General features: G+C 65.5%; 29 protein-coding genes. 19 read left to right on the forward strand and 10 right to left on the reverse strand.

Going from position 1 to position 23,171, the window contains the following annotated elements:
* Positions 1-828: a diacylglycerol/lipid kinase family protein gene (locus SSO01S_RS11900; RefSeq protein ID WP_066798972.1), complete on the reverse strand. Its 828-nt coding sequence runs from the start codon at positions 826-828 to the stop codon at positions 1-3.
* Between the two features lie 33 nt (positions 829-861).
* Positions 862-2,331 carry a DUF5597 domain-containing protein gene (locus SSO01S_RS11905; RefSeq protein WP_066798974.1) on the reverse strand — a complete coding sequence of 490 codons (1,470 nt, stop codon included), beginning with the start codon at positions 2,329-2,331 and terminating at the stop codon, positions 862-864.
* Positions 2,332-2,443: 112 nt separating this feature from the next.
* Between SSO01S_RS11905 and crcB the strand changes: the two genes are divergently transcribed.
* The 5 genes from crcB to SSO01S_RS11930 are packed head-to-tail and all read left to right on the forward strand — an operon-like array spanning position 2,444 to position 5,526.
* On the forward strand, positions 2,444-2,821 hold the full coding sequence (crcB, locus tag SSO01S_RS11910) for a fluoride efflux transporter CrcB (protein WP_066798977.1): 378 nt from the start codon (positions 2,444-2,446) through the stop codon (positions 2,819-2,821).
* Positions 2,822-2,826: 5 nt separating this feature from the next.
* Positions 2,827-3,951, forward strand: coding sequence for an RluA family pseudouridine synthase (locus SSO01S_RS11915; RefSeq protein ID WP_157073767.1), 1,125 nt, complete (start codon positions 2,827-2,829; stop codon positions 3,949-3,951).
* Positions 3,948-4,622, forward strand: coding sequence for an HAD-IA family hydrolase (locus SSO01S_RS11920; RefSeq protein WP_083942995.1), 675 nt, complete (start codon positions 3,948-3,950; stop codon positions 4,620-4,622). The genes SSO01S_RS11915 and SSO01S_RS11920 overlap by 4 nt, the downstream gene beginning before the upstream one ends.
* Positions 4,619-4,837 carry a hypothetical protein gene (locus tag SSO01S_RS11925; protein WP_066798982.1) on the forward strand — a complete coding sequence of 73 codons (219 nt, stop codon included), beginning with the start codon at positions 4,619-4,621 and terminating at the stop codon, positions 4,835-4,837. Before SSO01S_RS11920 ends, SSO01S_RS11925 begins: the two co-directional genes overlap by 4 nt.
* Entirely contained in the window at positions 4,834-5,526 is a 693-nt protein-coding gene (locus SSO01S_RS11930) for an ATP12 family chaperone protein (protein WP_066798984.1), read from the forward strand. Before SSO01S_RS11925 ends, SSO01S_RS11930 begins: the two co-directional genes overlap by 4 nt.
* Before the next feature lie 240 nt (positions 5,527-5,766).
* On the opposite strand, the gene gmk is transcribed toward SSO01S_RS11930, so the two are convergent.
* From gmk to SSO01S_RS11960, 6 genes are all read right to left on the reverse strand, one after another.
* Positions 5,767-6,417, reverse strand: a complete 651-nt coding sequence (gene gmk, locus SSO01S_RS11935) for a guanylate kinase (protein ID WP_066798986.1) — start codon at positions 6,415-6,417, stop codon at positions 5,767-5,769.
* A gap of 50 nt (positions 6,418-6,467) precedes the next feature.
* Positions 6,468-6,662 carry a hypothetical protein gene (locus tag SSO01S_RS11940; protein WP_066798988.1) on the reverse strand — a complete coding sequence of 65 codons (195 nt, stop codon included), beginning with the start codon at positions 6,660-6,662 and terminating at the stop codon, positions 6,468-6,470.
* 58 nt (positions 6,663-6,720) lie between these two features.
* Positions 6,721-8,112, reverse strand: coding sequence for a class II fumarate hydratase (gene fumC / locus SSO01S_RS11945; RefSeq protein ID WP_066798993.1), 1,392 nt, complete (start codon positions 8,110-8,112; stop codon positions 6,721-6,723).
* Between the two features lie 98 nt (positions 8,113-8,210).
* Positions 8,211-8,945, reverse strand: coding sequence for a sulfotransferase-like domain-containing protein (locus SSO01S_RS11950; RefSeq protein WP_174520787.1), 735 nt, complete (start codon positions 8,943-8,945; stop codon positions 8,211-8,213).
* Positions 8,942-9,865 (reverse strand): aminotransferase class IV, encoded by a 924-nt coding sequence (locus SSO01S_RS11955; RefSeq protein ID WP_157073759.1) that lies wholly within the window; start codon positions 9,863-9,865, stop codon positions 8,942-8,944. Before SSO01S_RS11955 ends, SSO01S_RS11950 begins: the two co-directional genes overlap by 4 nt.
* Before the next feature lie 195 nt (positions 9,866-10,060).
* Positions 10,061-10,543 carry an SspB family protein gene (locus SSO01S_RS11960; protein WP_066798997.1) on the reverse strand — a complete coding sequence of 161 codons (483 nt, stop codon included), beginning with the start codon at positions 10,541-10,543 and terminating at the stop codon, positions 10,061-10,063.
* 107 nt (positions 10,544-10,650) lie between these two features.
* On the opposite strand from SSO01S_RS11960, the gene hisB reads away from it, so the two are divergent.
* The 9 genes from hisB to SSO01S_RS12005 all read left to right on the forward strand — a co-directional run bounded on the left by hisB (position 10,651) and on the right by SSO01S_RS12005 (position 16,374).
* Positions 10,651-11,238, forward strand: coding sequence for an imidazoleglycerol-phosphate dehydratase HisB (hisB, locus tag SSO01S_RS11965; protein ID WP_066799187.1), 588 nt, complete (start codon positions 10,651-10,653; stop codon positions 11,236-11,238).
* Entirely contained in the window at positions 11,235-11,507 is a 273-nt protein-coding gene (locus SSO01S_RS11970; RefSeq protein ID WP_066798999.1) for a YciI family protein, read from the forward strand. The genes hisB and SSO01S_RS11970 overlap by 4 nt, the downstream gene beginning before the upstream one ends.
* Positions 11,504-12,106: an imidazole glycerol phosphate synthase subunit HisH gene (gene hisH, locus SSO01S_RS11975; RefSeq protein ID WP_066799004.1), complete on the forward strand. Its 603-nt coding sequence runs from the start codon at positions 11,504-11,506 to the stop codon at positions 12,104-12,106. Before SSO01S_RS11970 ends, hisH begins: the two co-directional genes overlap by 4 nt.
* Positions 12,107-12,250: 144 nt before the next feature.
* Positions 12,251-12,982, forward strand: coding sequence for a 1-(5-phosphoribosyl)-5-[(5-phosphoribosylamino)methylideneamino]imidazole-4-carboxamide isomerase (gene hisA, locus SSO01S_RS11980; protein ID WP_066799006.1), 732 nt, complete (start codon positions 12,251-12,253; stop codon positions 12,980-12,982).
* Positions 12,979-13,740, forward strand: coding sequence for an imidazole glycerol phosphate synthase subunit HisF (gene hisF / locus SSO01S_RS11985; protein WP_066799008.1), 762 nt, complete (start codon positions 12,979-12,981; stop codon positions 13,738-13,740). The genes hisA and hisF overlap by 4 nt, the downstream gene beginning before the upstream one ends.
* 52 nt (positions 13,741-13,792) lie before the next feature.
* Positions 13,793-13,999 carry a hypothetical protein gene (locus SSO01S_RS11990; RefSeq protein WP_066799010.1) on the forward strand — a complete coding sequence of 69 codons (207 nt, stop codon included), beginning with the start codon at positions 13,793-13,795 and terminating at the stop codon, positions 13,997-13,999.
* A 31-nt stretch (positions 14,000-14,030) separates the two neighbouring features.
* Positions 14,031-14,351, forward strand: a complete 321-nt coding sequence (locus SSO01S_RS11995; protein WP_066799012.1) for a phosphoribosyl-ATP diphosphatase — start codon at positions 14,031-14,033, stop codon at positions 14,349-14,351.
* On the forward strand, positions 14,351-14,728 hold the full coding sequence (locus SSO01S_RS12000) for a histidine triad nucleotide-binding protein (protein ID WP_066799014.1): 378 nt from the start codon (positions 14,351-14,353) through the stop codon (positions 14,726-14,728). Before SSO01S_RS11995 ends, SSO01S_RS12000 begins: the two co-directional genes overlap by 1 nt.
* Before the next feature lie 86 nt (positions 14,729-14,814).
* Complete coding sequence (locus SSO01S_RS12005) at positions 14,815-16,374, forward strand: amino acid permease (protein ID WP_066799016.1); 1,560 nt, start codon at positions 14,815-14,817, stop codon at positions 16,372-16,374.
* A 102-nt stretch (positions 16,375-16,476) separates the two neighbouring features.
* Here SSO01S_RS12005 and SSO01S_RS12010 read toward each other — a convergent pair whose 3' ends face one another.
* On the reverse strand, positions 16,477-17,475 hold the full coding sequence (locus SSO01S_RS12010) for an adenosine kinase (RefSeq protein WP_066799018.1): 999 nt from the start codon (positions 17,473-17,475) through the stop codon (positions 16,477-16,479).
* A gap of 56 nt (positions 17,476-17,531) precedes the next feature.
* Here SSO01S_RS12010 and SSO01S_RS12015 point away from each other — a divergent pair, with 56 nt between their 5' ends.
* Together SSO01S_RS12015 and SSO01S_RS12020 are read left to right on the forward strand one after the other, a co-directional pair.
* Complete coding sequence (locus tag SSO01S_RS12015) at positions 17,532-18,209, forward strand: EI24 domain-containing protein (RefSeq protein WP_066799020.1); 678 nt, start codon at positions 17,532-17,534, stop codon at positions 18,207-18,209.
* Complete coding sequence (locus SSO01S_RS12020) at positions 18,206-18,577, forward strand: hypothetical protein (protein ID WP_066799022.1); 372 nt, start codon at positions 18,206-18,208, stop codon at positions 18,575-18,577. The genes SSO01S_RS12015 and SSO01S_RS12020 overlap by 4 nt, the downstream gene beginning before the upstream one ends.
* A gap of 29 nt (positions 18,578-18,606) precedes the next feature.
* Here SSO01S_RS12020 and queG read toward each other — a convergent pair whose 3' ends face one another.
* On the reverse strand, positions 18,607-19,671 hold the full coding sequence (gene queG, locus SSO01S_RS12025; RefSeq protein ID WP_066799024.1) for a tRNA epoxyqueuosine(34) reductase QueG: 1,065 nt from the start codon (positions 19,669-19,671) through the stop codon (positions 18,607-18,609).
* 36 nt (positions 19,672-19,707) lie between these two features.
* Here queG and SSO01S_RS12030 point away from each other — a divergent pair, with 36 nt between their 5' ends.
* Genes SSO01S_RS12030 through SSO01S_RS12040 form a run of 3 tightly spaced genes read left to right on the forward strand, consistent with a single transcriptional unit; the run spans position 19,708 to position 23,141 of the window.
* The gene (locus SSO01S_RS12030; protein WP_083942997.1) at positions 19,708-20,625 is read left to right on the forward strand and encodes an ABC transporter ATP-binding protein; all 918 of its coding nucleotides are present in this window, start codon (positions 19,708-19,710) and stop codon (positions 20,623-20,625) included.
* Entirely contained in the window at positions 20,622-21,875 is a 1,254-nt protein-coding gene (locus tag SSO01S_RS12035; RefSeq protein WP_066799028.1) for an ABC transporter permease, read from the forward strand. Before SSO01S_RS12030 ends, SSO01S_RS12035 begins: the two co-directional genes overlap by 4 nt.
* 33 nt (positions 21,876-21,908) lie before the next feature.
* Entirely contained in the window at positions 21,909-23,141 is a 1,233-nt protein-coding gene (locus SSO01S_RS12040) for a cytochrome P450 (RefSeq protein ID WP_066799029.1), read from the forward strand.
* Positions 23,142-23,171: the final 30 nt, after the last annotated feature.

Consider the following 23,171-nt stretch of genomic DNA (forward strand, 5'->3'; position numbering starts at 1 on the left):
TCAAGCGCGCGTGGCGATGAAGCGTTCCGCGCTCTTGCCGGGCACGATCCGCACATCGGCATCGAGATTGACCGGCTCCCCGTCGAACAGCGCCATCGCCGGCTTGCTCCCGGCTAGCCGCAATTCCTGCGCCCGAGCCTCCGTCACCGAATGGCCCGCGACCCAATCGCCCGTCACCCAGTCCCAGCCAAGTTTCGCGATCGCGCTCCACTCGCGCGCATCGACCGCCGCCACATCGAGCCCGTCCAGATGCGGAAACACGAACACGGCCTGGTAATGGTCGCCGAGCGCCGCGGCTCCGGTCACGCGGATGCCCTTGCGATCAAAAGTCTTGCGCCACGCCGCGCGCACCGCGCCGACCATCCGCCCGATCCTGCCCTTCCGCGCTGCCTCGCGCGCCCGCGCCCAGGCAGCTGCGGGCCCGAGGATCAGCCCGACAAACGCGCGATGCTCACCCGCTTCGATAAAGGGCAATGCCACACGCCGCTTCGATTCATGCGCGGCAGCAACGATCTTATGCGGATCGAGTTCCTCGTGCAGCGCCTTGGCAAGCAGGTTCATCGTACCCCCCGGCAGGATGAGGAAATCGCCTTCCCATTCGGCGAGCGCACACAGCGCCGCGTTGATCGTGCCATCGCCCGCATAAAGCACGACGGTGTCTACGCCCTGCGCGGTGAGATCTTCGCCCTTGGGAATCGCCTGATCCGGAAACTCGGTGCGCCCCGTCAGGGTCAGGCCGCATTCCTTGAACACAGCCTGCAATGCTTCGCACTTTGCGGGCGTCGCGGTGCCCGAGTTCGGGTTGGTGATGAACCACAGATTCTGCATGGCCACCCAACGCCGTCGGGCACGTCTGGTTGCCTAGCCGTAACGATAAATCCGCACGCGCTGCACGCTGTGACTGCCCGGCGGCAGGCGGATATGGCGGCCCTGATGCGTCTGATCGCCGTTCAGCCGCCGCCCGGGCACCCAGCGCCCATCGACGAAGCTTCCTTCCTCGACCAGCTCGAGCCCCGCCTTCCCCTTCCCATCCGCCGGTTCCACGGTGACGGTAATCCCCCCGCCCGCGACCAGATAGTCGTCACCCCCAATCCAGAGCAGGATACCGCCATGCTCGGCGGGAACCTGCTTGTCCTTCGCCGTCCAGGGATCGATGAAATTCACCGTGAAGCGATAGGCACCGAGCACGCTCGCCTGGGGCGCTTCGTCGACGATGTTGTCGAACGTCACCGGCGTCGCAAAGCCCGCTTTTCCCTTTGCCGCGAACAGCGACGGCGTAAGCCCGTCGAGCACGGCATATAGCGAACCCAGCATATCGCCTTCGGGCAAATTCTCGATCGAGAAAGGGCTGAACCCGAACGCACCCAACGCGCCGATCGCGTGCAGCGCATTGGCTGCGGCGCGCTTGTCGCCCGCGTTGTTCGCCTCGGGGATGAAGAAGGGATTGCCCTTCGTCTGATAGCCGCGCGCAATCTCCGCGAAGTTCGGGAAATAGATATCGGGCGCGATGAAATCGATCGACGGCGCCTGCTTGCGCCAGATTTGCATCAGATGCGCCAGCGGGCCGCCGCTGGGATATTCACCCGGCTTCTTGCCCGGACGCCCCTGCGCGCCGTTCACGAAGAGCGGGAGCGCATATTCGCGCTTCCCAGCCGCCGCTAGCGCCTCGACGAAGCGGGCATAATGATGCGCGGTGAACTCCTCCTCGCCGCCTTTCCACTTGGCGAACGCAGCATCGGCGGCAGCACCATGCTCGCGCGCGGTGGAGAGGAAACCTATCTCATTCTCCACCTGCACCATGATGACCGTGTGCCGGTCGCCATCCACCTGCTTCAGGTGCCGCATCAGCGCGCCAAAGGCCCTGGCGTCGCTTTCCCGCGTCGCCGCGCCGAATACCGACAGGATCTCCTGCGCCTTGCCGTCCGCGTCCACGGTGGAGGGGAAACGCTTGCGATCGCGCTTCACCCAGGCCGGCGTGTAGGTCGACATCGAATTCTTCCATGCGCCGAACCACAGGAGCACCAGCCGCATATCGTGCGCCCGGGCATCCTCGATCAGCCAGTCCACGCTGGAAAAGTCGAAGCGGCCCTCTTCGGGTTCGATCAGCTCCCAATTTACCGGGGCGAGCACGGTGTTGAGATGCGCGTCCTTCATGCGCTGCCATTTGGGCCGGAGCCATTCGCGGTTCGATGCCGAGCTGTTACCCAGTTCCCCGCCCAGGATCAGGAAGGGCTTACCGTCGACGATCAGGCGATCGTCCTTGAAGTGCGGAATCTGCGCGGCGGCCGGAGAGGCGGCGAGCAGGACGAGCGAGAGCAGCCAGCGGAGCATGCGCCATTTTCTCAGACAAATTGCGCCGGTCAAGTGACTGACTGATACTCCCTGCGGCGCGCGCTCCGCGTCCCGTTTCCCTTTTGTCGCGATCCGCGCTACCGGCACGCGCATGCCAAACCTCTTTCTCGTCATGCTCGGCGGCGCCATCGGCTCCGGCGCGCGCTATCTGGTCGGGCGCTTTGCGCTCACCACATGGGGCCCGGGCTTTCCCTGGGGTACGCTGGCCGTGAACCTGATCGGTGGGCTGTTGATGGGCCTGCTCGCTGGGGCCCTCGCCCGGCTCGAGCAAGGCGGCGAGCCATGGCGTCTTTTGATCGGCGTTGGCGTGCTGGGGGGCTTCACCACCTTTTCCGCGTTCAGCCTCGATACGATCCAGTTGATCGAGCGTGGCGACTGGGGGCTCGCTTTGACCTATGTCGTGATTTCGGTCGTCGGTTCGCTCGCAGCGCTTGTGATCGGCCTTAACGCCGCGAGGGCAGTCGCATGAGCGAGATGAGCAAGGATGTCCGCCAGTTCATCGTCCAGGCCGATGATGATGGAATCCGGCTGGATCGCTGGTTCAAGCGGCATCTGCCGGACGCCAATTTCAACCTCGTCTCGCGCTGGGCGCGCACCGGCCAGCTCCGCGTCGATGGCGCGCGCGCCACGCCGGGCGACCGCGTAGCTGCGGGCCAGACGATCCGCGTACCTCCGGCCGACGCGCCCAAGCCCGGCGTGTCCAAACCCAAGATCGTCCGCCGCAAGCTGAGCGAGGACGAGCTCGACTTCGCCGAGAGCATGGTGATCTACAAGGATGAGCAGGCCTTCGTCCTCAACAAGCCGCCGGGGCTCGCCACGCAGGGCGGCACCAAGACCACCGAGCATGTCGATGGCCTGCTCGGTGCCCTGCAATATGAGAATGAAGGCCGCCCCAAGCTGGTCCACCGGCTCGACAAGGACACGTCCGGCGCGCTGCTGATCGCGCGTACCAGCCGCGCCGCCGCCTATTTCTCCAAGCATTTCTCCGGGCGCAGCGCGAAGAAGCTCTATTGGGCGCTGGTCGTCGGCGTGCCCGATATCGAGGACGGCATGATCGACCTGCCGATCGCCAAGCAGCCGGGCACCGGCGGCGAGAAGATGCACGTCGATACCAAGGAAGGGCAGCCGGCGCGCACGCGCTACCGGATGATCGAACAGGCAGGCAATCGCTGTGCCTGGGTCGAGCTCCAGCCGCTCACGGGCCGCACGCACCAGCTGCGCGTCCATATGGCGGCGATCGGCCATCCGATCGTCGGTGACGGCAAATATGGTCTACAGGATGCTTTCCTAACCGGCGGGATCAGCCGCAAGATGCACCTGCACGCACGGCGCATCCGCATCGATCACCCTGACGGCGACGGCGAGAAGATCGACGTCACCGCCGATCTGCCCGAGCATTTCGCCGAATCGATGAAGACGCTGGGCTTCGACGTCGCGCTCGGCGATGCCAGCGACGCGCTCGACGACCGGCCGCCGCTCTCCCGCGAGCAGAAGAAGTCGATCGCCAAGGCGCATGCCAAGTCGGTCCGCAAGGAACGCCGGGGCGAGCGCCGTGGCCGCGGCGAGCGGACCGGGCCGAGGGACGCAAAGAAAAAGTGACCATTTGTGTGGGGCCGCGCCTCGCCGTGTTCGACTGCGACGGCACCCTTGTCGACAGCCAGGCCAATATCTGCCGCGCGATGGAGGAAACGTTCGCCGCCCAGCGTCTGAACGCGCCCAGCCGCGCGGACATAAGGCGCATTGTCGGACTCAGCCTGGTGCCCGCCATCGCATTGCTCCATCCAGAGGGCGAGCGCGCGCAGCATGAGGAAATGGCAGAGGGTTACAGGAGCGCCTTCCGCGCGATGCGAGTGAACGCAGCGCTTGATCCCGAGCCGCTGTTCGAAGGGGTGCGGGACGCGATCGACGCGCTCGCAGCGGCGGGCTGGCGGCTCGGCGTCGCCACCGGCAAGTCCGATCGCGGGCTGCGCCTCCTGCTGGAGCACCACGGCCTTACAGATTGCTTCGTCACGCTCCAGACCGCCGATCGCCACCCCTCAAAGCCGCATCCTTCGATGCTCGAACTCGCGATGCGCGAAGCCGGCGCGGAGCCGGGCAAGACGGTGATGATCGGCGACACCAGCTTCGACATGGAAATGGCCCGCGCGGCTGGCGTTCACGCCGTTGGTGTCGTATGGGGATACCACACGCCCGCCGAACTGGTCGCTGCCGGCGCGGGGCATGTCGTCAGCCATGCCAGCACGCTGCCTGCGCATCTGGAGAGCCTATGACCGACGCCGATCGCCTGGCCCGCACCCGTTACTTCACCATCGTCGCCGTCAACATGGTGGCGACGGCGGGCGCAGTGTTCGGACTCGTCCTCGCCGGCCGCTCGGACAACACTGTCCAGACCGCGATCGGCGCGGGCATTCTGCTCTCCGCGCTATATTTCATGGCCGTCGTCCCCCGCGCGATGGCGCGCCGCTGGAAAACCCCCGAGGCATGAAGCGCTTCTGGAAGGATGTGGCCGTAGCGAACGGAGGCATTGCGCTCGACGGCAAGCCGGTGCGCACGCCGGGCCGTGCCCCACTGACCCTGCCCACCCCCGCGCTGGCCGAAGCCGTGGCGGAGGAATGGCGCGCGGTGGGCGAAGATATCGATCCGCGCGCAATGCCGCTCACCGGCCTCGCCAATGCGGCGATCGACCGGATTGCGCCCGATACAGCCGCTTTCGCTGCCGGGCTTGCCGCTTATGGCGAAAGCGATCTCCTTTACTACCGCGCCGAACAGCCCGAACCTCTAGTCGCGCGACAGGCAGCGGCGTGGGACCCGCTGCTCGATTGGGCGCGTGGCCGCTACGATGTGCATTTCGAAACCACGACGGGCGTGATGCACCGCGCACAGCCGCCCGCGACAGTCGCCCGCCTGGCCGATGCCGTGACCGCGCAGGATGCCTTCCGCCTCGCCGGCCTGTCGCCGGTCGTCACGATCAGCGGCTCGGTGGTAGCAGCACTCGCCCTGATCGAAGGGGCCACCGATGCCGAGACGGTCTGGAAAGCGTCGCAAATCGACGAGGACTGGCAGACCGAGCTGTGGGGCGAGGACGAACTCGCCGCTGAGGCACGCGAGGCACGCCGCACCGACTTCCTCGCCGGCGCGCGGTTCCTCTCGCTGCTCGAGACCGCGAACTCGTAAACGACCGCGTACGGTTGAGAAGACCGAATGGCAGAGTTTGGGTAGAAAGCCGTCATTCCGCACGTCCCCACCCGTCATCCCGGACTTGTTCCGGGATCCACCTAGCAGCACTCGGTGGACAAGAGGCTCCAGCATAAGCACCCGCGGCTCCGTGGACCCCGGAACAAGTCCGGGGTGACAATGATTCAAGTCCGCAACGGGTCGTTAGCGGCCCGGCCGTTTATTGGGCCAGCACCCAGCCTATTTGTTCAGGCCGCGGATGAAGCCGATCAGCCCGGTCTGGCGCGAGCGCTTGAGCCTTTCGGCCTTCAGGATGGTGTGGACCGATTCGTAGGTCGACTGGATGTCGTCATTGACGAGCACATAATCATAGCCATCCCAGTGGCTGACCTCGCTGGTCGCGCGGGCCATACGGGCGTCGATGATCTCGGTCGCGTCTGTGGCTCGCTTGATCAGCCGCTCGTGGAGGATCTTGAGGCTGGGCGGCAGTATGAAGACGCGGACCACGTCGCCGCCGGCAAGCTGGAAGAGCTGCTGCGCACCCTGCCAGTCGATGTCGAACAGCACGTCGCGGCCCGAGGCGAGGATGTCGCTCACTTGCTGCTTGGGGGTGCCGTAGCGCTCGTTGAAGACGTGCGCCCATTCAAGGAACTCGTGGTTCGAGACCATCTCGCGGAAGCGCTCGAGATCGACGAAGTGATAGTCCTTGCCGTCCACCTCGCCGGGCCGCATCGGCCGCGTGGTGTAGGACACCGACATTTCGAGATAGGGATCGGCCGCGAGCAGCTTGCGCGCGATGGTAGACTTACCCGCACCGGAGGGGGATGACAGGACGAACAGGACTCCGCGGCGGCGGAACTTGTGCGGGTCGAGCTCGGTGCGGTGGGGCATGGGCGCTACTGGCGGATGCTGAGCGCCCACGTCAAGTCAGTAGGAGACCGTCATCGCGCGCTGCCGCGCCGCTTTTGCAGCGCGCGGGCACCATAGGCGGCGGCACCCAGCACGATCGCGGCGGGCAACGCACGTTTGCCGAGCCCAAACGCCGCCATGCCGGCAAGCGCACCGAGGGTACCACCCTTGCCGTCGCGGCGATCGATGCGATTGCCGATATATGCCGCGATTGCCTTGCCAATCATATGCCGCTCCCGGATATCAGGTCCGCAAACCAAGCGATTGGCAAGGCTATCGGTTCCCTCAGCGGCCGATCATCGTCTCGGGCCGCACATATTGATCGAAGATCGCCTCGTCGACCAGACCGAGCGCCAGCCCGCTCTCCTTGAGCGTCAGGCCCTTCTCATGCGCGTTCTTGGCGATCTTGGCGGCATTGTCATAGCCGATCGCCGGCGCCAGCGCAGTGACAAGCATCAGCGAACGATCGACCAGATCCTTGATCTGCGTTTCGTTGGCCTCGATCCCGTCGACGCAGCGCTCTGCAAAGCTCACCATGCCAACCGAGAGCAGCTGGATCGAGCGCAGCACGTTCGCGCCGATCAGCGGCATGAACACGTTGAGCTCGAAATGGCCCTGCATGCCGCCGATGGTGACGGCCTGGTTGTTGCCCATCACCTGGGCCGCGACCATCGTCAGCGACTCGCACTGGGTGGGATTGACCTTGCCCGGCATGATCGAGCTGCCCGGCTCGTTCGCCGGAAGCGAAAGCTCGCCCAGGCCCGAGCGCGGGCCCGAACCGAGGAAGCGGATATCGTTGGCGATCTTGTTGAGCGCGACCGCGAGTGTGTTGAGTGCGCCCGAGAAGAAGACGAGGCCGTCTTTCGCCGCCAACTGCTCGAACTTGTTCGGCGCAGGCTCGAACGCGGTGCCAGCAATGTCGCTGATCGCAGCCGACATATCCTCGGCCCAGCCCTCCGGCGCGTTCAGCCCGGTGCCGACCGCAGTGCCGCCGATGGCGAGCTTGCGCAGATTGCCGTTCAGCGCGCCTTCGATCCGCGCCTTGCAGCTGATCAGCTGCGCGGCATAGCCCGAGAATTCCTGGCCGAGCGTGAGCGGCGTCGCGTCCTGCGTATGGGTACGGCCGATCTTGATGATGTGATCCCATGCCTTCGCCTTGGCCACCAAGGATGCGGTGAGCGTGTCGAGCGCTGGGATCAGCGCATCGCGCGTCGCCAGCACCGCCGCGACGTGCAGCGCGGTCGGGAAGCTGTCGTTCGACGACTGGCTCATATTGACGTGATCATTCGGGTGCACGGGCGACTTGCCGCCCTTGGTGCCGGTAAGCACGAAGTTCGCGCGACCGGCGATCACTTCGTTGACGTTCATGTTGGTCTGGGTGCCCGAGCCGGTCTGCCAGATCACCAGCGGGAACTGATCGTCGAGTTTGCCCGCCACGATTTCCTGCGCGGCTGCCTCGATCGCGTCGGCGATCTTGGCGTCCATGCCATGCTTGCGGTTCACGCGGGCCGCGGCCTGCTTCACGATCGCCTGGGCATGAACGATGCCGAGGGGCATTCGCTCCATCTCACCGAAGGGGAAATTCTCGATCGAGCGCTGGGTCTGTGCAGCCCAGTAAGCATCGGCAGGAACTTCGATGGCGCCGATCGAGTCGGTTTCGGTGCGGGTATTGGTCACGCGTGCCTCCAGAATGTTTGCGCGCGCTCTAGCGCCACCGGGCCGATGAATCCAACCTGCGGTTTCGCGCGCGGTCCTAAGCAAAACTTGGGGCGGAGCTAAAGCGCCAGCCGATGCGCCGCCATGCGCTCATAAAATGGCCGCGCAGCCTCCGCGACCGGCTTGAGCGCGTCGGGCAATTCCTCGAACGTCACGACGCTCGCCGGCGCCGCGAAACCGGTCGAGCGTTCAACGGCATCGTACCAGGCGGGTGCCCAGACTCCGTCGCTCGCGCGGCGACCAGCGGGCCAGGCGAGCATCTTTTCGGAAAATGGGATGCCCAGCGCCCCACACAAAGCCGTCAGCGCGCGACGCGGATCCGCGGTCACATCGCTGCCCTCGATCACCGGCGGCGCGAAGCCGAGGCGATCAGCGACGCGATCGAATATCTCATTCTGCCTAACCACCCCGATATCGTCGAGCGTCGCGCTGCTTCGCTTGACCAGATAGGAGGCCAGCACCTGCTCGGGCGGGCGGATCAGGAAGGCATTGGTGCACGCATCCATCCAGTCCAGCCCGAAATCGGGCAGCATGTGGTGGCACATATGCTTCTGGTACCAGATCGGCGCGCCTTCGGGCGCGGGCCCCAGCATCGCCTCCGCCACTTCGCGCCAGTCATTGGGCTGCGAGGCGAGCACTTCGTCGCGCATCGGGTGGATGTCGCTGGTCGCCGCCAGGAATGCCGCGTAAAAGGGCTCGTCGCTGACGGACGTATCCTCGCGATTCTCGAACGCGCGCATCATCGCGGTGGAGATATTCCGCGGCCCTGACCACATCGCGATGCGCAGTGTCATACGATCCGGTTCGCGGCGGCGTCCGCGTCCTTCATCGCTTCATATGCGGCGGCGATGCGCTGCGTGACCGGGCCGTTCACCACCGGCATCACGTGCCCGTCGATCGATCGCACCGGTGTGATTCCCCCCATGGTTCCCGTCACGAACGCCTCCTCTGCGGCCAGCACGTGGCGCAGCGGCACGCTGCATTCGAGCACCGGCGCGACGCCCGCCCGGCACGCTGCGATGACATTGGCGCGGGTGATGCCGTTGAAGCAATAGCTCTCGGTCGAGGTCTCGACCCGCCCGTCGCGCACCCAGAAGAAGTTGGTCGCGTTGCAGCTCGCCACTTGTCCGTGCGGATCAAGCATGATCGCCTCGTCCGCCTCCGGATCTATCTCGATGGCCTCCAGCAGCGCGCGGATCAGGTTCAGGCGGCTGTGCGAATTGAGCCGCATGTCGAACGTGTCGGGCCGCGAGGTGCGCAGCGAGACGCTGCGCAGCGCCAGCCCCCTGCCCGCCTCGGGCGGCTTAGTCTTGAACTCAGCGGTGATCGCGATGGTGGGCGTGCCCAGCGCGTTGCGCGGATCCTGGTTGACCGTCGCCTTGCGCCCGCGCGTCACCATCAGCCGCAGATGCGCGCCGTCGGTCATGTTGTTGGCGTCGAGCAGGCGCTTCATCCCGGCGATGAGCTCGGCACGGCTCAACCCGATATCGATCCGGATCGCCTCGGCGCCCGCATAAAGCCGGTCGAGATGCGCATCGAGGAACAACAGCGCGCCCTTGTGCAGCCGCACCCCCTCCCACACGCCATCGCCCATCCCGAACCCGGCATCGAAGATCGAGACGCGCGCCTGATCGCTGGGGACCAGATCGCCGTTCATATAGACGAGGAGATTGGCGTTGCGGGGATCGGGGACGAAGTCTTGGGAGCCGGCCATGCCCAACCTAACCACAGCCTGCATCCCGGTGAAAGCGTGTCGCTCGAAATAGGCCAGCAGCCGTCATCCCGGCGGAAGCCGGGATCGCTGGGCGAGAGGGCGAGGGGTTTGCGGCACGAGATCCCGGCTTTCGCCGGGATGACGGGTGATCGCGAAGAATTGCAGTTAGTTCGCTCGGATGACGGCGAGCACCGCTCACTTCTTCCGCTTGAAATCCACCGAGACGACGTTCGAGCCGTCTTCGGGCGGCTTGACCGCGGGGCCGTCATTCTCGGCCTCGTCGTGCTGCTCGGGATCCATATCGCCTTCCTGCGCCTGGAAGCGCAGTTCGAAATTGACCGCCGGATCGTGGAAGCCGGTGATCGCCGAGAAGGGGATGTTGAGCATCGCCGGGACCTGATTGAAGCTCAGCCCGACCGAGAATTTTTCGTCGTCCACCTTCAGATCCCAGAAGCGATGCTGGAGGACGATGGTCATCTCGTCCGGAAAACGCTCGATCAGCCGCTGCGGGATATCGACCCCCGGGGCATGCGTCTTGAAGGTGATGTAGAAATGGTGCCCGCCCGGCAGCGCCTGCGTCGCGGCGACGGTGCCCAGCACCCGCCCGACCACGGCGCGCAGGGCCTCCTGGACGATTTCGTCATAGGGAATCAGGCTGTCGGGCACGTTGGTCGTCATAAACTCGTGGGTAGCGGCTCCGGCCATGGGGTCAAGGCGCAAGCCGAGTTGCACGGGGCCAAGCAACGCTATTTTGATTGTGCGCGCGCTATCGCTATGGGGGCGCCATGCGCACCGCCACGATCAGCCGCAAAACCACCGAGACCTCGATCGACGTTACCGTCAATCTGGATGGCACCGGTGCATATCGGATCTCGACCGGAATCGGCTTTTTCGATCACATGCTCGAGCAGCTCAGCCGCCACTCGCTGATCGACCTCGAGGTGACGACGGTAGGCGACCTGCATATCGACCAGCACCACACGGTGGAGGATACCGGGCTGGCGCTGGGCGAGGCGATCGCCGCCGCGCTGGCCGACAAGAAGGGCATCCGCCGCTATGCCGATGCGCTCTCGCCGATGGACGAGACGCTGACGCGCGTGGCGATCGATATTTCGGGCCGGCCCTTCCTCGTCTGGAAGACCGGGTTCAGCCAGAAGCGCCTCGGCGAGATGGACACCGAGATGTTCGAGCATTTCTTTCATTCGTTCGCGCAGACCGCCGGACTGACGCTGCACATCGAGACGCTCTACGGATCGAACAACCACCATATCGCCGAAGCCGCGTTCAAGGGGCTGGCCCGCGCGCTGCGCGAAGCGGTGGAGATCGATCCGCGCAAGGCGGGCGTGATTCCCAGCACCAAGGGCGTGCTGTGATCATCGTTCTGCTCAGCTACACCGGCGACGTGACTCCGCACCGCCCCGCGCATGTCGCGTGGCTGCGCGAGGCGCTGGCCGCCGGGCGGCTGGTGACGGCGGGACGCCAGCCTGAGACCGGCGGCGTATTGATCGCGAATGGCGAGCGCGCCGAGGTGGAGGCATGGGCGGCGCAGGATCCGTTCCTGCTGAACGGCGTGGCGACGGCGCGCTTCGTCGAGTTCACGCCGAGCATGGCCGCGCCGGGGCTGGAAGCGCTGCTGCCGTGAGCATCGCGTTGATCGATTATGGCGCGGGCAATCTCCATTCGGTTCACAACGCGCTCAAGGCCGCAGGTGCTGCGAACGTTTCCGTCACCGCCCATCCGCAGGTCGCGCTGACGGCAGATCGCATCGTGCTGCCCGGAGTCGGCGCGTTCGGCGCGTGCGCGGCGGGGCTGCGCGGAATCGATGGCATGGTCGATGCGCTGGAGCAGCGCGTCGTGCGCGAAGGCGCGCCGTTCCTCGGCGTATGCGTCGGCATGCAATTGATGGCGACGCGCGGCGAAGAGCTTGGCTCGCATCCCGGGCTCGGCTGGATCCCCGGCGTTGTCCGCCAGCTCATCCCGGCCGAGGATGTGCGCGTGCCGCATATGGGCTGGAACGACGTGATCCCCGCCACCCCGCATCCGCTGATCGAACGCGGCGAGGCCTATTTCCTCCACAGCTTCGCCTTTGAAGGCGATTCGGTGCTGGCGACGACGAACCATGGCGGCCCGGTCACCGCAGCGATTGGCCGCGACAATATGATCGGCGTCCAGTTCCACCCCGAAAAGAGCCAGCGCTACGGCATCGCGCTGCTGGAGAGGTTTCTAGAATGGCGGCCCTGATCTTTCTTCACTCCTCCCCCGGAGGGGGAGGGGGACCGCGAAGCGGTGGAGGGGTAGTCGCCCCGGACGATATCTTATCGTGTGCGGAGAATACCCCGTCGTCATGCTTGGCATGCCACCTCCCCCTCCGGGAGAGAATTTGAGATGTCGTTGATCGTTTTCCCCGCCATCGATCTGAAAGGCGGACAGGTCGTCCGCCTCGCCGAGGGCGATATGGACCGCGCGACCGTCTATGGTGACGATCCCGCCGCACAGGCTGAGGCGTTCCAGCATGCGGGCGCCGAATGGCTGCACATGGTCGATCTCGACGGCGCGTTCGCCGGGGCTTCGGTCAATGGTGCCGCCGTCGCAGGCGTGCTCCAGCGCTTCGGCGGCAAGATCCAGCTCGGCGGCGGCATCCGCACCCGCGAGTCGATCGAACGCTGGCTCGATCTGGGCGTCGCGCGCGTCGTGATCGGAACTGCGGCGCTCAAGGATCCGGAACTGGTCAAGGCCGCAGCCCGCGACAATCCGGGCCGGATCGTCGTCGGCGTCGATGCGCGTGACGGCATGGTCGCCACCGAAGGCTGGGCCGACGTATCGGACGTATCGGTGATCGATCTCGCCCGCCGGTTCGAGGATGCAGGCGTCGCTGCGCTGCTCTTCACCGACGTAGGCCGCGACGGGCTGTTGAAGGGCTGCAATGTCGAAGCGACCGTCGCCCTCGCCCGCGCCGTATCGATCCCCGTCATCGCCAGCGGCGGTGTCGCCGACATCGCCGACATTCACGCGCTGCGCCCGCATGTCGCGGACGGCATTGAGGGCGTGATCACCGGCCGCGCGCTGTATGACGGGCGGCTCGATCTGAAGTGGGCGATCGAGGTAGCGAAGGGATGACCGTCCGCGCCCGCGTCATTCCCTGCCTCGACGTTGCCGGCGGCCGCGTGGTCAAGGGCGTCAACTTCGTCGACCTGATCGATGCGGGCGACCCGGTAGAACAGGCCCGCGCCTATGATGCAGCCGGAGCCGACGAACTCTGCTTCCTCGATATCGGCGCAAGCCATGAGGGCCGCGGCACGATGGTCGATGTCGTGCGGCGCACGGCGGAGGTGTGCTTCATGCCGCTCACCGTGGGCGGCGGGGTGCGCACCGTCGAAGATGCGCGGGCGTTGCTGCTGGCGGGCGCGGACAAGGTCGCGGTCAATTCGGCCGCCGTTTCGCGCCCCGAACTGGTGTCCGAAATCGCCGCGCGCATGGGAAGCCAGTGCGTCGTCGCGTCGGTCGATGCCCGGCGCGTGGCCGACGCCCGCTGGGAAGTCTTCACCCATGGCGGCCGCCGTGAAACCGGGATCGATGCGGTCGCGCATGCGCTGCGGCTGGCGGAAATGGGTGCGGGCGAGCTGCTCGTCACCTCGATGGACCGCGACGGCACGCGCGACGGCTATGATCTGGAGCTGATCCGAACCATCGCCGATCAGGTGACGGTGCCCGTCGTCGCATCGGGCGGCGTGGGCAATCTTCAGCATCTCGTCGATGGCATAACAAAGGGGCATGCCAGCGCGGTCCTCGCCGCTTCGATCTTCCATTTCGGCCAGTCCACGATCGCGGAGGCGCATGCGGCGTTGGCTGCCGCTGGAATCCCCGTTCGATCCTGAACGCGTCCGGCACGGGGAGGAACTTTTAACCCGGCCGGACTACACTCTCCTCATGCTCCGCTACGCCCTCCCGCTCCTTCTCGTCGCCGCACCCGCTTTGGCCGACGAGCCGCCGCACACCGGCGTCGCGGGCTCGCGCTCGATGCCGGAGCTGTCAGATATCCTACTCGCCGCCTGCGCTGCCGGAGGGCTATGGTTCGTTCGCAGCCGGATGCGTGCGCGCTTCCGCAAGGCACCCGAGGCCGACGCCGAGGATTGACTTGGCCTCCGGCCTAAAGCAGCCGGAAACCATGGACACGCTCGACACCCTCGAACAGACGATCCGCGCGCGCCGCACCGGCGATCCCGCATCCTCTTATGTCGCAAAGCTGACCGGGAAGGGCCGCGCCAAGATCGCCGAAAAGCTCGGTGAAGAAGCGATCGAAACCGTGATCGCTGCCGTGGCGCAGGACAAGGCGGCGCTCACCAGCGAAGCCGCCGACCTCATCTTCCACCTGCTCGTCCTGCTCGCCGATGCCGACATAACCCTGAACGATGTCCGCGCCGAACTCGCCCGCCGCGAAGGCGTGTCGGGCTTGGACGAAAAGGCCAGCCGCCCGAAGGAACCATAATGCCGATCGACGCTACCCAGCCCTATGAGCCGAACAACATTTTCGCGAAGATCCTGCGCGGCGAGATCCCGAACAAGACCGTCTATGAAGACGAATTCGCCCTCGCATTTCACGATATCAATCCGCAGGCGCCGCATCACATTCTGGTGATCCCAAAGGGTGCCTATGTCTCCTGGGACGACTTCTCGGCGCGCGCGCCCGACGCTGAGATAGCGGGCTTCATTCGCGCCGTGGGGCATGTCGCGCGCGAAGCGGGGCTGGTCGCTCCCGGCTACCGGCTGCTCGCCAATGTGGGCCAGCATGGCGGGCAGGAGGTGCCGCACCTGCACGTGCACCTGTTTGCGGGCCAGCCCTTGGGGCCGATGCTCGCGCGATAACCGCTTGCGCGTCAGCCATTTGCAGCTAGGCTCGCGCCTTTCAATTCGTGGGGCGGCGCATAAGACGCCGCGTTAGGGGACCATCCATGACATTTGGGCGCGTAAAGCCACTCGACGCCATTTTGGCGACGGCTGAAAAGAAATCACTCCATCGCTCGCTGGGCTGGTTCCAGCTTACCTTGTTCGGCATCGGCTGCGTGATCGGCACGGGCATCTTCGTGCTCACCGCCGCCGGCGCGCAAAAGGCGGGCCCGGGCCTGTTGCTCGCCTTTGCCATCGCAGGCGCGATCTGCATCGTCGCCGCACTCTGCTACGCCGAAATCGCCGCGATGATCCCGGTGGCGGGCTCTGCTTATACATATACTTATGCCACCATGGGCGAGTTGCTCGCCTGGACGGTCGGCTGGGCCCTGATCCTCGAATATGCGGTCGCAGCGTCCGCAGTGTCGGTCGGGTGGTCCGGCTATTTCACAGGCACGATATTGAACGAGACATTGGGCATACATCTGCCCGCCTGGCTCTCGTCCGCGCCGCTGGCGCTGGGGGGATCGCCCGGCGGCTTGATCAACCTGCCCGCAGTTGCGATCGCGCTCCTCGTCACTTGGCTGCTGATGCTCGGCACCACGGAATCGGCCCGCGTCAACGCGGTGCTGGTGCTTATCAAGGTGACCGCGCTCACCGCGTTCATCGTCCTTACGCTCCCGTCCGACCAGTTCGACGCGGCGCGCTTCAATCCCTTCCTGCCCGCCGGCATGTTTGGTGGCTTCGGCTCGGGCGTCGGCGCGGTTGGCGCGGCGGCGACGATCTTCTTCGCTTATGTGGGTTTCGACGCGGTTTCGACGGCTGCCGAAGAAACCAAGAACCCCCAGCGCAACGTCCCGATCGGCCTGATCGGATCGCTGCTGTTCTGCACGATCTTCTACATGCTCGTCGCGGCAGGTGCTGTCGGCACGATCGGCGGTCAGCCGATCATGGGTCCGAACGGCATCCCCTTCCCCGCCGGTTCGGAAGAGCTCGCACGCCAGTGCGCACTGCCCGAATTCAAGGAAGCACTGGTCTGCTCGAACGAAGCGCTGGCACATGTGCTGCGCCAGATCGGCTTCGGCACGGTGGGTAACTTCCTTGGGTACGCAGCGTTCATCGCGCTGCCGTCGGTGATCCTCATCCTGCTCTTCGGCCAGACCCGCATCTTCTTCGTGATGAGCCGCGACGGTCTGCTTCCGGAAGGCCTGTCGAAAATCCACCCGAAGTGGAAGACCCCCTATGTCGTGACCGCCATCACCGGCGCCGCCGTGGCATTTGCTGCAGCGTTCCTGCCGGTTGGCAAACTCGCCGACATTGCCAATGCCGGTACGCTCTATGCGTTCATGATGGTCGCCGTCGCGGTCATGATGCTCCGCAAGACCGCGCCGAACGTTGAGCGCAAGTTCAAGACGCCGTTGCTCTGGCTGATCGGGCCGCTCACCATCGCGGGCACGATCTTCCTGTTCTTCAATCTGCCGCTGGATGCGATGCTTGTGCTCCCCGCCTGGGGCGCGATCGGCATGGTGATCTACTTCGCCTATGGCTTCCGGAAGAGCCATCTCGGCCGCGGTGTGGTCGAAGTGGTGACCGACTCGCCCGGCGAGACGCCCGGCACGCACTGAGAACGGGAACCGTCCCAAAGAAAAGGGCCGGGGGAGCGATCCCCCGGCCCATTTTTTACGCCTGCTGCCGGAAGACCCCGGGGGTCTGCCCGGGGCGGGATATTACCCCAGCCGTTCGGCCGCCAGCTTCTTGAGGTCCGCTTCGGCGCGTGCGCCATAATGCTGGATGATCTCCGCCGCGGCGACCGCGCCAAGGGTGAGCGATTCCTTGAGGCCGCGGCCCTGCGCCTGGCCGTGGAGGAAGCCAGCGGCGAACATGTCGCCCGCACCGGTGGTGTCGACCAGCTTCTCGATCGGCTCGGCCGGCACTTCGACGCGCTCGTCCCCCTGTAGCGCGATCGCGCCCTTTTCGCTGCGCGTCACCACCAGCAACGGCACCTTGCCATGGATATGCGCGACTGCGCTTTCAAAATCCTCGTGCTCGCAAAGCGCCAGCAGCTCGCTCTCATTGGCGAACAGGATGTCGATCAGCCCGTCGGCGATCAGCTGGCGGAAATCACCGCCGTGGCGCGAGATGCAGAAGACGTCGCTGAGCGTGAACGCCACCTTGCGGCCATTGGCGCGGGCAATGTCGATCGCCTTGCGCATCGCGGCGCGCGGCTCCTCGGGATCCCACAGATAGCCTTCGAGATAGAGGATCGCGCCGCTGGCGATCAGATCCTCGTCCAGGGCGGACGCCGGCAGGAACTGCGATGCGCCCAGAAACGTGTTCATCGTCCGCTGCCCGTCGGGCGTCACGAAGATCAGGCAGCGCGCCGTGGTCGGCTGGCCCGGACGGACGGCCGTGTCGAAATGCACGCCCGCCGCACGCAGATCATGCGCGAAGACCGCGCCGAGCTGATCGTCTGCCACCTGGCCGATAAACGCCGCCTTGCCGCCCATCGCCGCGATGCCCGCCACGGTGTTGCTCGCCGAACCGCCCGAAACTTCGCGGCCCGGGCCCATCTTGGCATAGAGCGCATCCGCTTCCTCGGGCGAGAACATCAGCTGCATCGATCCCTTGGCCACGCCAATTTCCTCGATGAAACTGTCCTCGGCCTGGGCGAGAATATCGACGATCGCGTTGCCGATCGCGACAACGTCATAGGTAGGGCTGGTCAAGTCGTTGCTCCAATTGGGTTGCGTCGAGGCACTAGAGAGGGGCAAAGGATTCCGCAATGATCCAGGCCTTCTTCCTGTCGCTGGGGCAATTGCTCGACAGCCGCGTGGCGATGGTCTTCCTCAAATCGCTTTTGCTCACGCTGTTGCTGTTCGCGATGCTCGGCTTCGGCCTGTATCACGCCGTCCATTGGGCCTCCGCGCGCTGGCTGGGCGACTATTCTGGTCCCTTTGCCGATATCGCCGTGATCGTGCTGATGTTGGCCGCGCATTGGGTGCTGTTCCGCGCCATCGCGATCGGCGTGATCGGAATCTTCGCCGACGAAGTCGTCGCCGCCGTTGAAGCCAAATATTATCCGAACGCGCATGCCAGCGCGCGCGAGCTTTCCTTTGGCCGCTCGCTGGCGATGGGCTTGGGCTCCGGGGTCCGCATCATCCTGATCAACCTGGCGCTGTCGCCCGTCTATATCGCCTTGCTGATCACCGGGGTGGGCACGGCGGTGGCCTTCTTCATCGTCAATTCCTGGCTGCTGGGCCGCGATCTGGGTGACATGGTTGCGGCGCGCCACATGCGCTATGGCGAGCTTCCCAAATGGCGGCGGCGAACCAATTTCCGTCGCTTCGTGCTCGGCATGTTCGGCACGGGGGTGATGCTGGTCCCGATTGTCGCGTTCATCGGCCCGGTGATCGGCGCCGCGATGGCGACCCACGCATTTCACAGAGGCAGGCCCGCATGAGACTATGGATTCTGGCCGGAGCAGCGGCGCTGGGCGCGTGCGGTGAGAGAGCGTCTCCAGTACGCTCCGCCGGTCATGTGCCGGTCCCGCCCCGGATCAGCAACGCCCCGGTGCCCGAGCGCGTAAACGAAGCGCTGGCCGGCCAGCCTGCCGCCCGCCTGATCGCGCAGTTCGGCCAGCCCCATCTCGACATGAGCGAAGGCACCGCCCGCAAGCTCCAGTTCGCCGGCCCGATCTGCGTGCTCGACGCCTATCTCTATCCAAAGGGTCGTGGCGAAGCGGTCGTCACCTATTTCGACACCCGCCAGCGCGACGGAAGCCCGATCGATCCCGCAAGCTGCGTGGCGGCGCTGGCGAAGCGGCGGTGATGCGCACATGCTTTCGCGCGGATGACGATTCAGATTTTCGAATCATGCGATAGTTGCAGCAACGCCCATTCCGCCGCCTCGCGCACCGTTTCGTCCGGATCGTCGAGCAGCGCCCGCACCGGCTCGATCAGCGCTGTACTCCCGCTGTTTCCCGCCGCGATCAGGCAATTGCGCATCATCCGGTCGCGCCCGATGCGCTTGATCGGGGAGCCCGAAAAGACCTCGCGAAATCCCGCATCGTCGAGCGCGAGCAGATCCGCCAGCGCTGGCGCTGTAAGCTCGGCGCGCGGCTGGAAAGCCAGATTGGCGCGCGCAGCCTCCGCAAACTTGTTCCACGGGCACACCGCCAGGCAATCGTCGCAGCCATAGATGCGGTTGCCCATCGCGGCGCGGAATTCGTGCGGGATCGGCCCCTTATGCTCGATCGTAAGGTACGAGATGCAGCGCCGCGCATCGAGGCGATAGGGCGCGGGAAACGCATCGGTGGGGCACGCAGTCTGACACGCATCGCAGCTCCCGCAGGTCGAGTGCTGCGGGGCATCGGACTCCAGCTCGAGCGTGGTGTAGATCGCGCCTAGGAACAGCCAGCTGCCATGCTCACGGCTCACCAGATTGGTATGCTTGCCCTGCCAGCCCAGCCCCGCCGCCTCCGCCAGCGGCTTTTCCATTACCGGCGCGGTATCGACGAAAACCTTCAGATCCGCGTCGCTTGCCTGCCCCACGATCCAGCGTGCCAGCTCCTTCAGCCGCCGCTTGACCACATCGTGATAGTCCTGGCCCTGCGCATAGACCGAGATGCGGCCCGCCTCCCCTTCTCCGGCCAGCGCGAGCGGATCCGTGGCCGGCGCATAGCTCATGCCCAGCGAGATCACCGATCGCACCTCCGGCCACAGCCCGGCGGGGCTTTCGCGGTGATGCGCGCGCTCCTCCATCCAGATCATCGATCCGTGGCGGCCCTCGCTCAGCCATTGACGCAACCGCTCACCCGCGGCCGGGGCCGCATCGGCGCGCGCGATTCCACAGGCGGCGAACCCGATTTCTGCGGCCTTCACCTTGATTTGAGTGACGAGTGACTTGTCGATCTGCACCAGCACCCGCTACCACCAAAGCGTGGTTTTAGGGGACAGATTTTGAGCAGCGCATTGGCGGTAAGCGCCAGCGGCCTCGTCAAGCGTTTCGGCGCCCGCCGGGTGGTGGACGGCGTAGACATCGCGGTTCCTGAGGGCATGGTCTATGGCGTGCTCGGCCCCAATGGCGCGGGCAAGACGACCACGCTGCGCATGCTGCTGGGCATCATCGAGCCCGATGGCGGCGCGCGGACCTTGCTCGGCCACGACAATCCCCGCGATGCCAGCGATTCCGTCGGCTATCTGCCCGAAGAACGCGGTCTCTATCCCGGCATGAAATGCCGCGAGGCGATCGCCTTCATGGGCGCGCTACGCGGATTGCCCTGGGCCGTGGGGCGCAAGCGCGCGGTGGATCTGATGGAGGCCGCCGGCCTCGGCCACGCCGCCGACGACAAGATCCGCAAGCTCTCCAAGGGCATGGCGCAACTCGTCCAGTTGCTGGGTTCGGTGGTTCACGAGCCCAAATTGCTGGTGCTCGACGAACCCTTTTCGGGGCTGGACCCGGTCAATCAGGAGCGGCTGGAAAAGCTGATCCGCGCCCAGCGCGATCGCGGCGCGACGATCCTGTTCTCGACGCATGTGATGGCGCATGCGGAGCGGCTGTGCGACCGGCTTTCGATCATCGCTGGCGGCAAGGTCCGCTTTGAAGGCACCGTCACCGATGCCCGCGCCACCCTGCCCTTCAAAGCGCATTACACCCCGCACCATGATGCTGCGGGCGCGGGGGCGCTGCTGCCCACCGATGCCGAGCGCGAAGGCGAAGGCTGGCGCTTCACCATGCCATCCGAAGGGATAGAGGCGCTGCTCGTGAAACTGATCGACGCGGGGCACGGCATCTCGGGACTGTCGATCGAGCGGCCCGGCCTGCACGACGCGTTTGTCCGCATCGTCGGCCAGCAGGCGCTGGAGGATGCGGCATGAGCAAGTTCCGGCGCACGCTGCGCCAGACTTTCACGGTGATCCGCCGGGATTTCACCGCGACGGTGTTCACGCCCACCTTCCTGCTCTTCCTGCTCGCGCCTTTGATCTTCCTGACGTTCAGCGTGGCGGGCGGCATCGGCGCGAGCCAGATCACCGACAGCAGCGCCGATAAGCTGCGCATGGTGGTGATCGCGCCACCCGCGCAATCCGCCACGATCCAGCAGGTCGATCGGCAGTTGCGCACGCTCTTCCCGAAGCGCGGCGACGAGGCTCCGCCGCCGCTGGTGATCGTGGCACCCGATGCCAATCCTGCGGCTCAGGCGCGGGGCATGTTCGATGCCGATGCGTTCGAGGCGGCGGCGGTGCTGCACGGACCGCTCGACAAACCCGAGATTCTCTATGCCGCGCGCGGCTGGGGCGAGGCGCAGTATCTGGCGCAGATCGCCGAGCAGACCCTTCGCGTCCAGCGCGCCGGGCTGGGCCCCGCCCCGCTCAGCACGCCGACCCGCACCGCGGTGACGCGCGAACAGGCTTCGTTCAGCGGCAAGGGTCAGGTCGCGTCCGCCGGTGTGTTCGGCATCTTCTTCCTTACCCTGTTCCTCTCGGGGCAAGCGGTGGGCACCATGGCCGAGGAACGGTCGAACAAGGTGATCGAGGTGCTCGCCGCCGCCGTGCCGCTCGAAAGCGTGTTCTTTGGCAAGCTGATCGCGATGTTTGCCGTCGCGGTGCTGTTCCTCGCCTTCTGGGCGACGCTGATCGTCAATGGAGCGAAACTGCTGCCCGAAGGGGCGATGCGGCTGTTCGCGGACGCGGCTCCGGCGGTGGGTCCGGTGGCCTTCCCTTTGCTCTTCGTCGGCTATTTCACCATGGCCTACATGCTGCTCGGGGCGATGTTCCTCAGCCTGGGCGCGCAGACCAACACCCAGCGCGAGCTGCAGATGCTGTCGCTGCCGATCACCTTTTTCCAGATGGGCATGTTCGGGCTCGCACTGGCGGGCACCGCGACGCCGGGTAGCTGGGTCGCCTTCATTGCCGAGGCATTCCCGTTCAGCTCGCCCTTCGCGATGATCGGCCGCGCCGGCAATTCGTCCGCGATCTGGCCGCATCTGGTGGCGCTGGCATGGCAGGCATTGTGGGTGGCGATCACGGTCACTGTGGGCGCGCGGCTATTCCGGCGGGGCGTGCTCAAATCGGGCAATCCGCCATTCTGGAAGCGTCGCCGCGCCGCTATTGACACAACTGTCAATTAGCGCTTTCCTCTCCGCATAAAAGGAGAGGCTTGAATGGCTACGCTTGCGACCGGTCCGCTGGAGAATGTCGTCGATCCACTCGATGTGAGCCGTCCGGAACTGTACCGCGACGATACCTGGCACGAGCCTTTCCGCGAGCTGCGCGCCAAGGCGCCGGTCTATCGCTGCGAGCACAGTGCCTTTGGCCCTTATTGGTCGGTCTCGACCTACAAGCCGCTGGTCGAGGTCGAATCGCTTCCCGATATCTATTCGTCCGAAGTGGGCGGCATGACCATCGCCGACATGCAGCCCGATGACATCAAGATGCCGATGTTCATCGCGATGGATCGACCCAAGCATACCGGTCAGCGCCGCACCGTCGCGCCTGCCTTCACGCCCAGCGAGATGGTGCGGATGAGCGACAATATCCGCACGCGCACGGCCGAGATTCTCGATTCGCTGCCGGTGGGGCAGCAGTTCGACTGGGTCGATCAGGTCTCGATCGAGCTGACCACCCAGATGCTGGCGATCCTGTTCGACTTTCCGTGGGAAGACCGGCGCAAACTCACTTACTGGTCCGACTGGGCCGGCGATATCGAGATCGCCAAGGATCCGGTGCGCAAGGAAGAGCGCCGCCAGATCCTGTTCCAGTGCGCCGCCTATTTCGGCAATCTCTGGCAGCAGAAGCTCGACAAGGAGCCGACGCCCGACCTCATCTCGATGATGATCCATTCGGACGCGATGGCGCATATGGATCAGATGGAGTTCCTCGGGAACCTCATACTCCTCATCGTCGGCGGCAACGATACGACGCGCAACTCGATGAGCGCCTATGCGCTGGGGCTCGATCAGTTTCCCGACGAACGCGCCAAGCTGGAGGCCAATCCGGGGCTGATCCCCAACGCCGTGCAGGAGCTGATCCGCTGGCAGACGCCGCTGTCGCACATGCGCCGCACTGCAACGCAGGATACCGAGCTGGCGGGCCAGAAGATCCGCGAAGGCGACAAGGTCGTGCTCTGGTACGTCTCGGCAAACCGCGACGAGAGCGTGTTCCCCCATGCCGACAGGATCATCGTCGATCGCGAGAATGCGCGGCGGCATCTGGCGTTCGGCCACGGTATCCATCGCTGCGTCGGCGCGCGGCTGGCCGAGCTGCAGATCGGCATATTGCTCGAGGAAATGGGCAAGCGCCGGCTGCGCGTGAACGTGACCGGCGAGGTCGAGCGCATCGGCGCCTGCTTTGTACATGGGTATAAGAAGATGCCGGTGGAGCTCAGCCACTATTGAGTAGGGCGCGGGCGTTCCCACATCCTGCGC

The organism is Sphingomonas soli NBRC 100801 (assembly GCF_001591025.1).
GTDB lineage: Bacteria > Pseudomonadota > Alphaproteobacteria > Sphingomonadales > Sphingomonadaceae > Sphingomonas > Sphingomonas soli.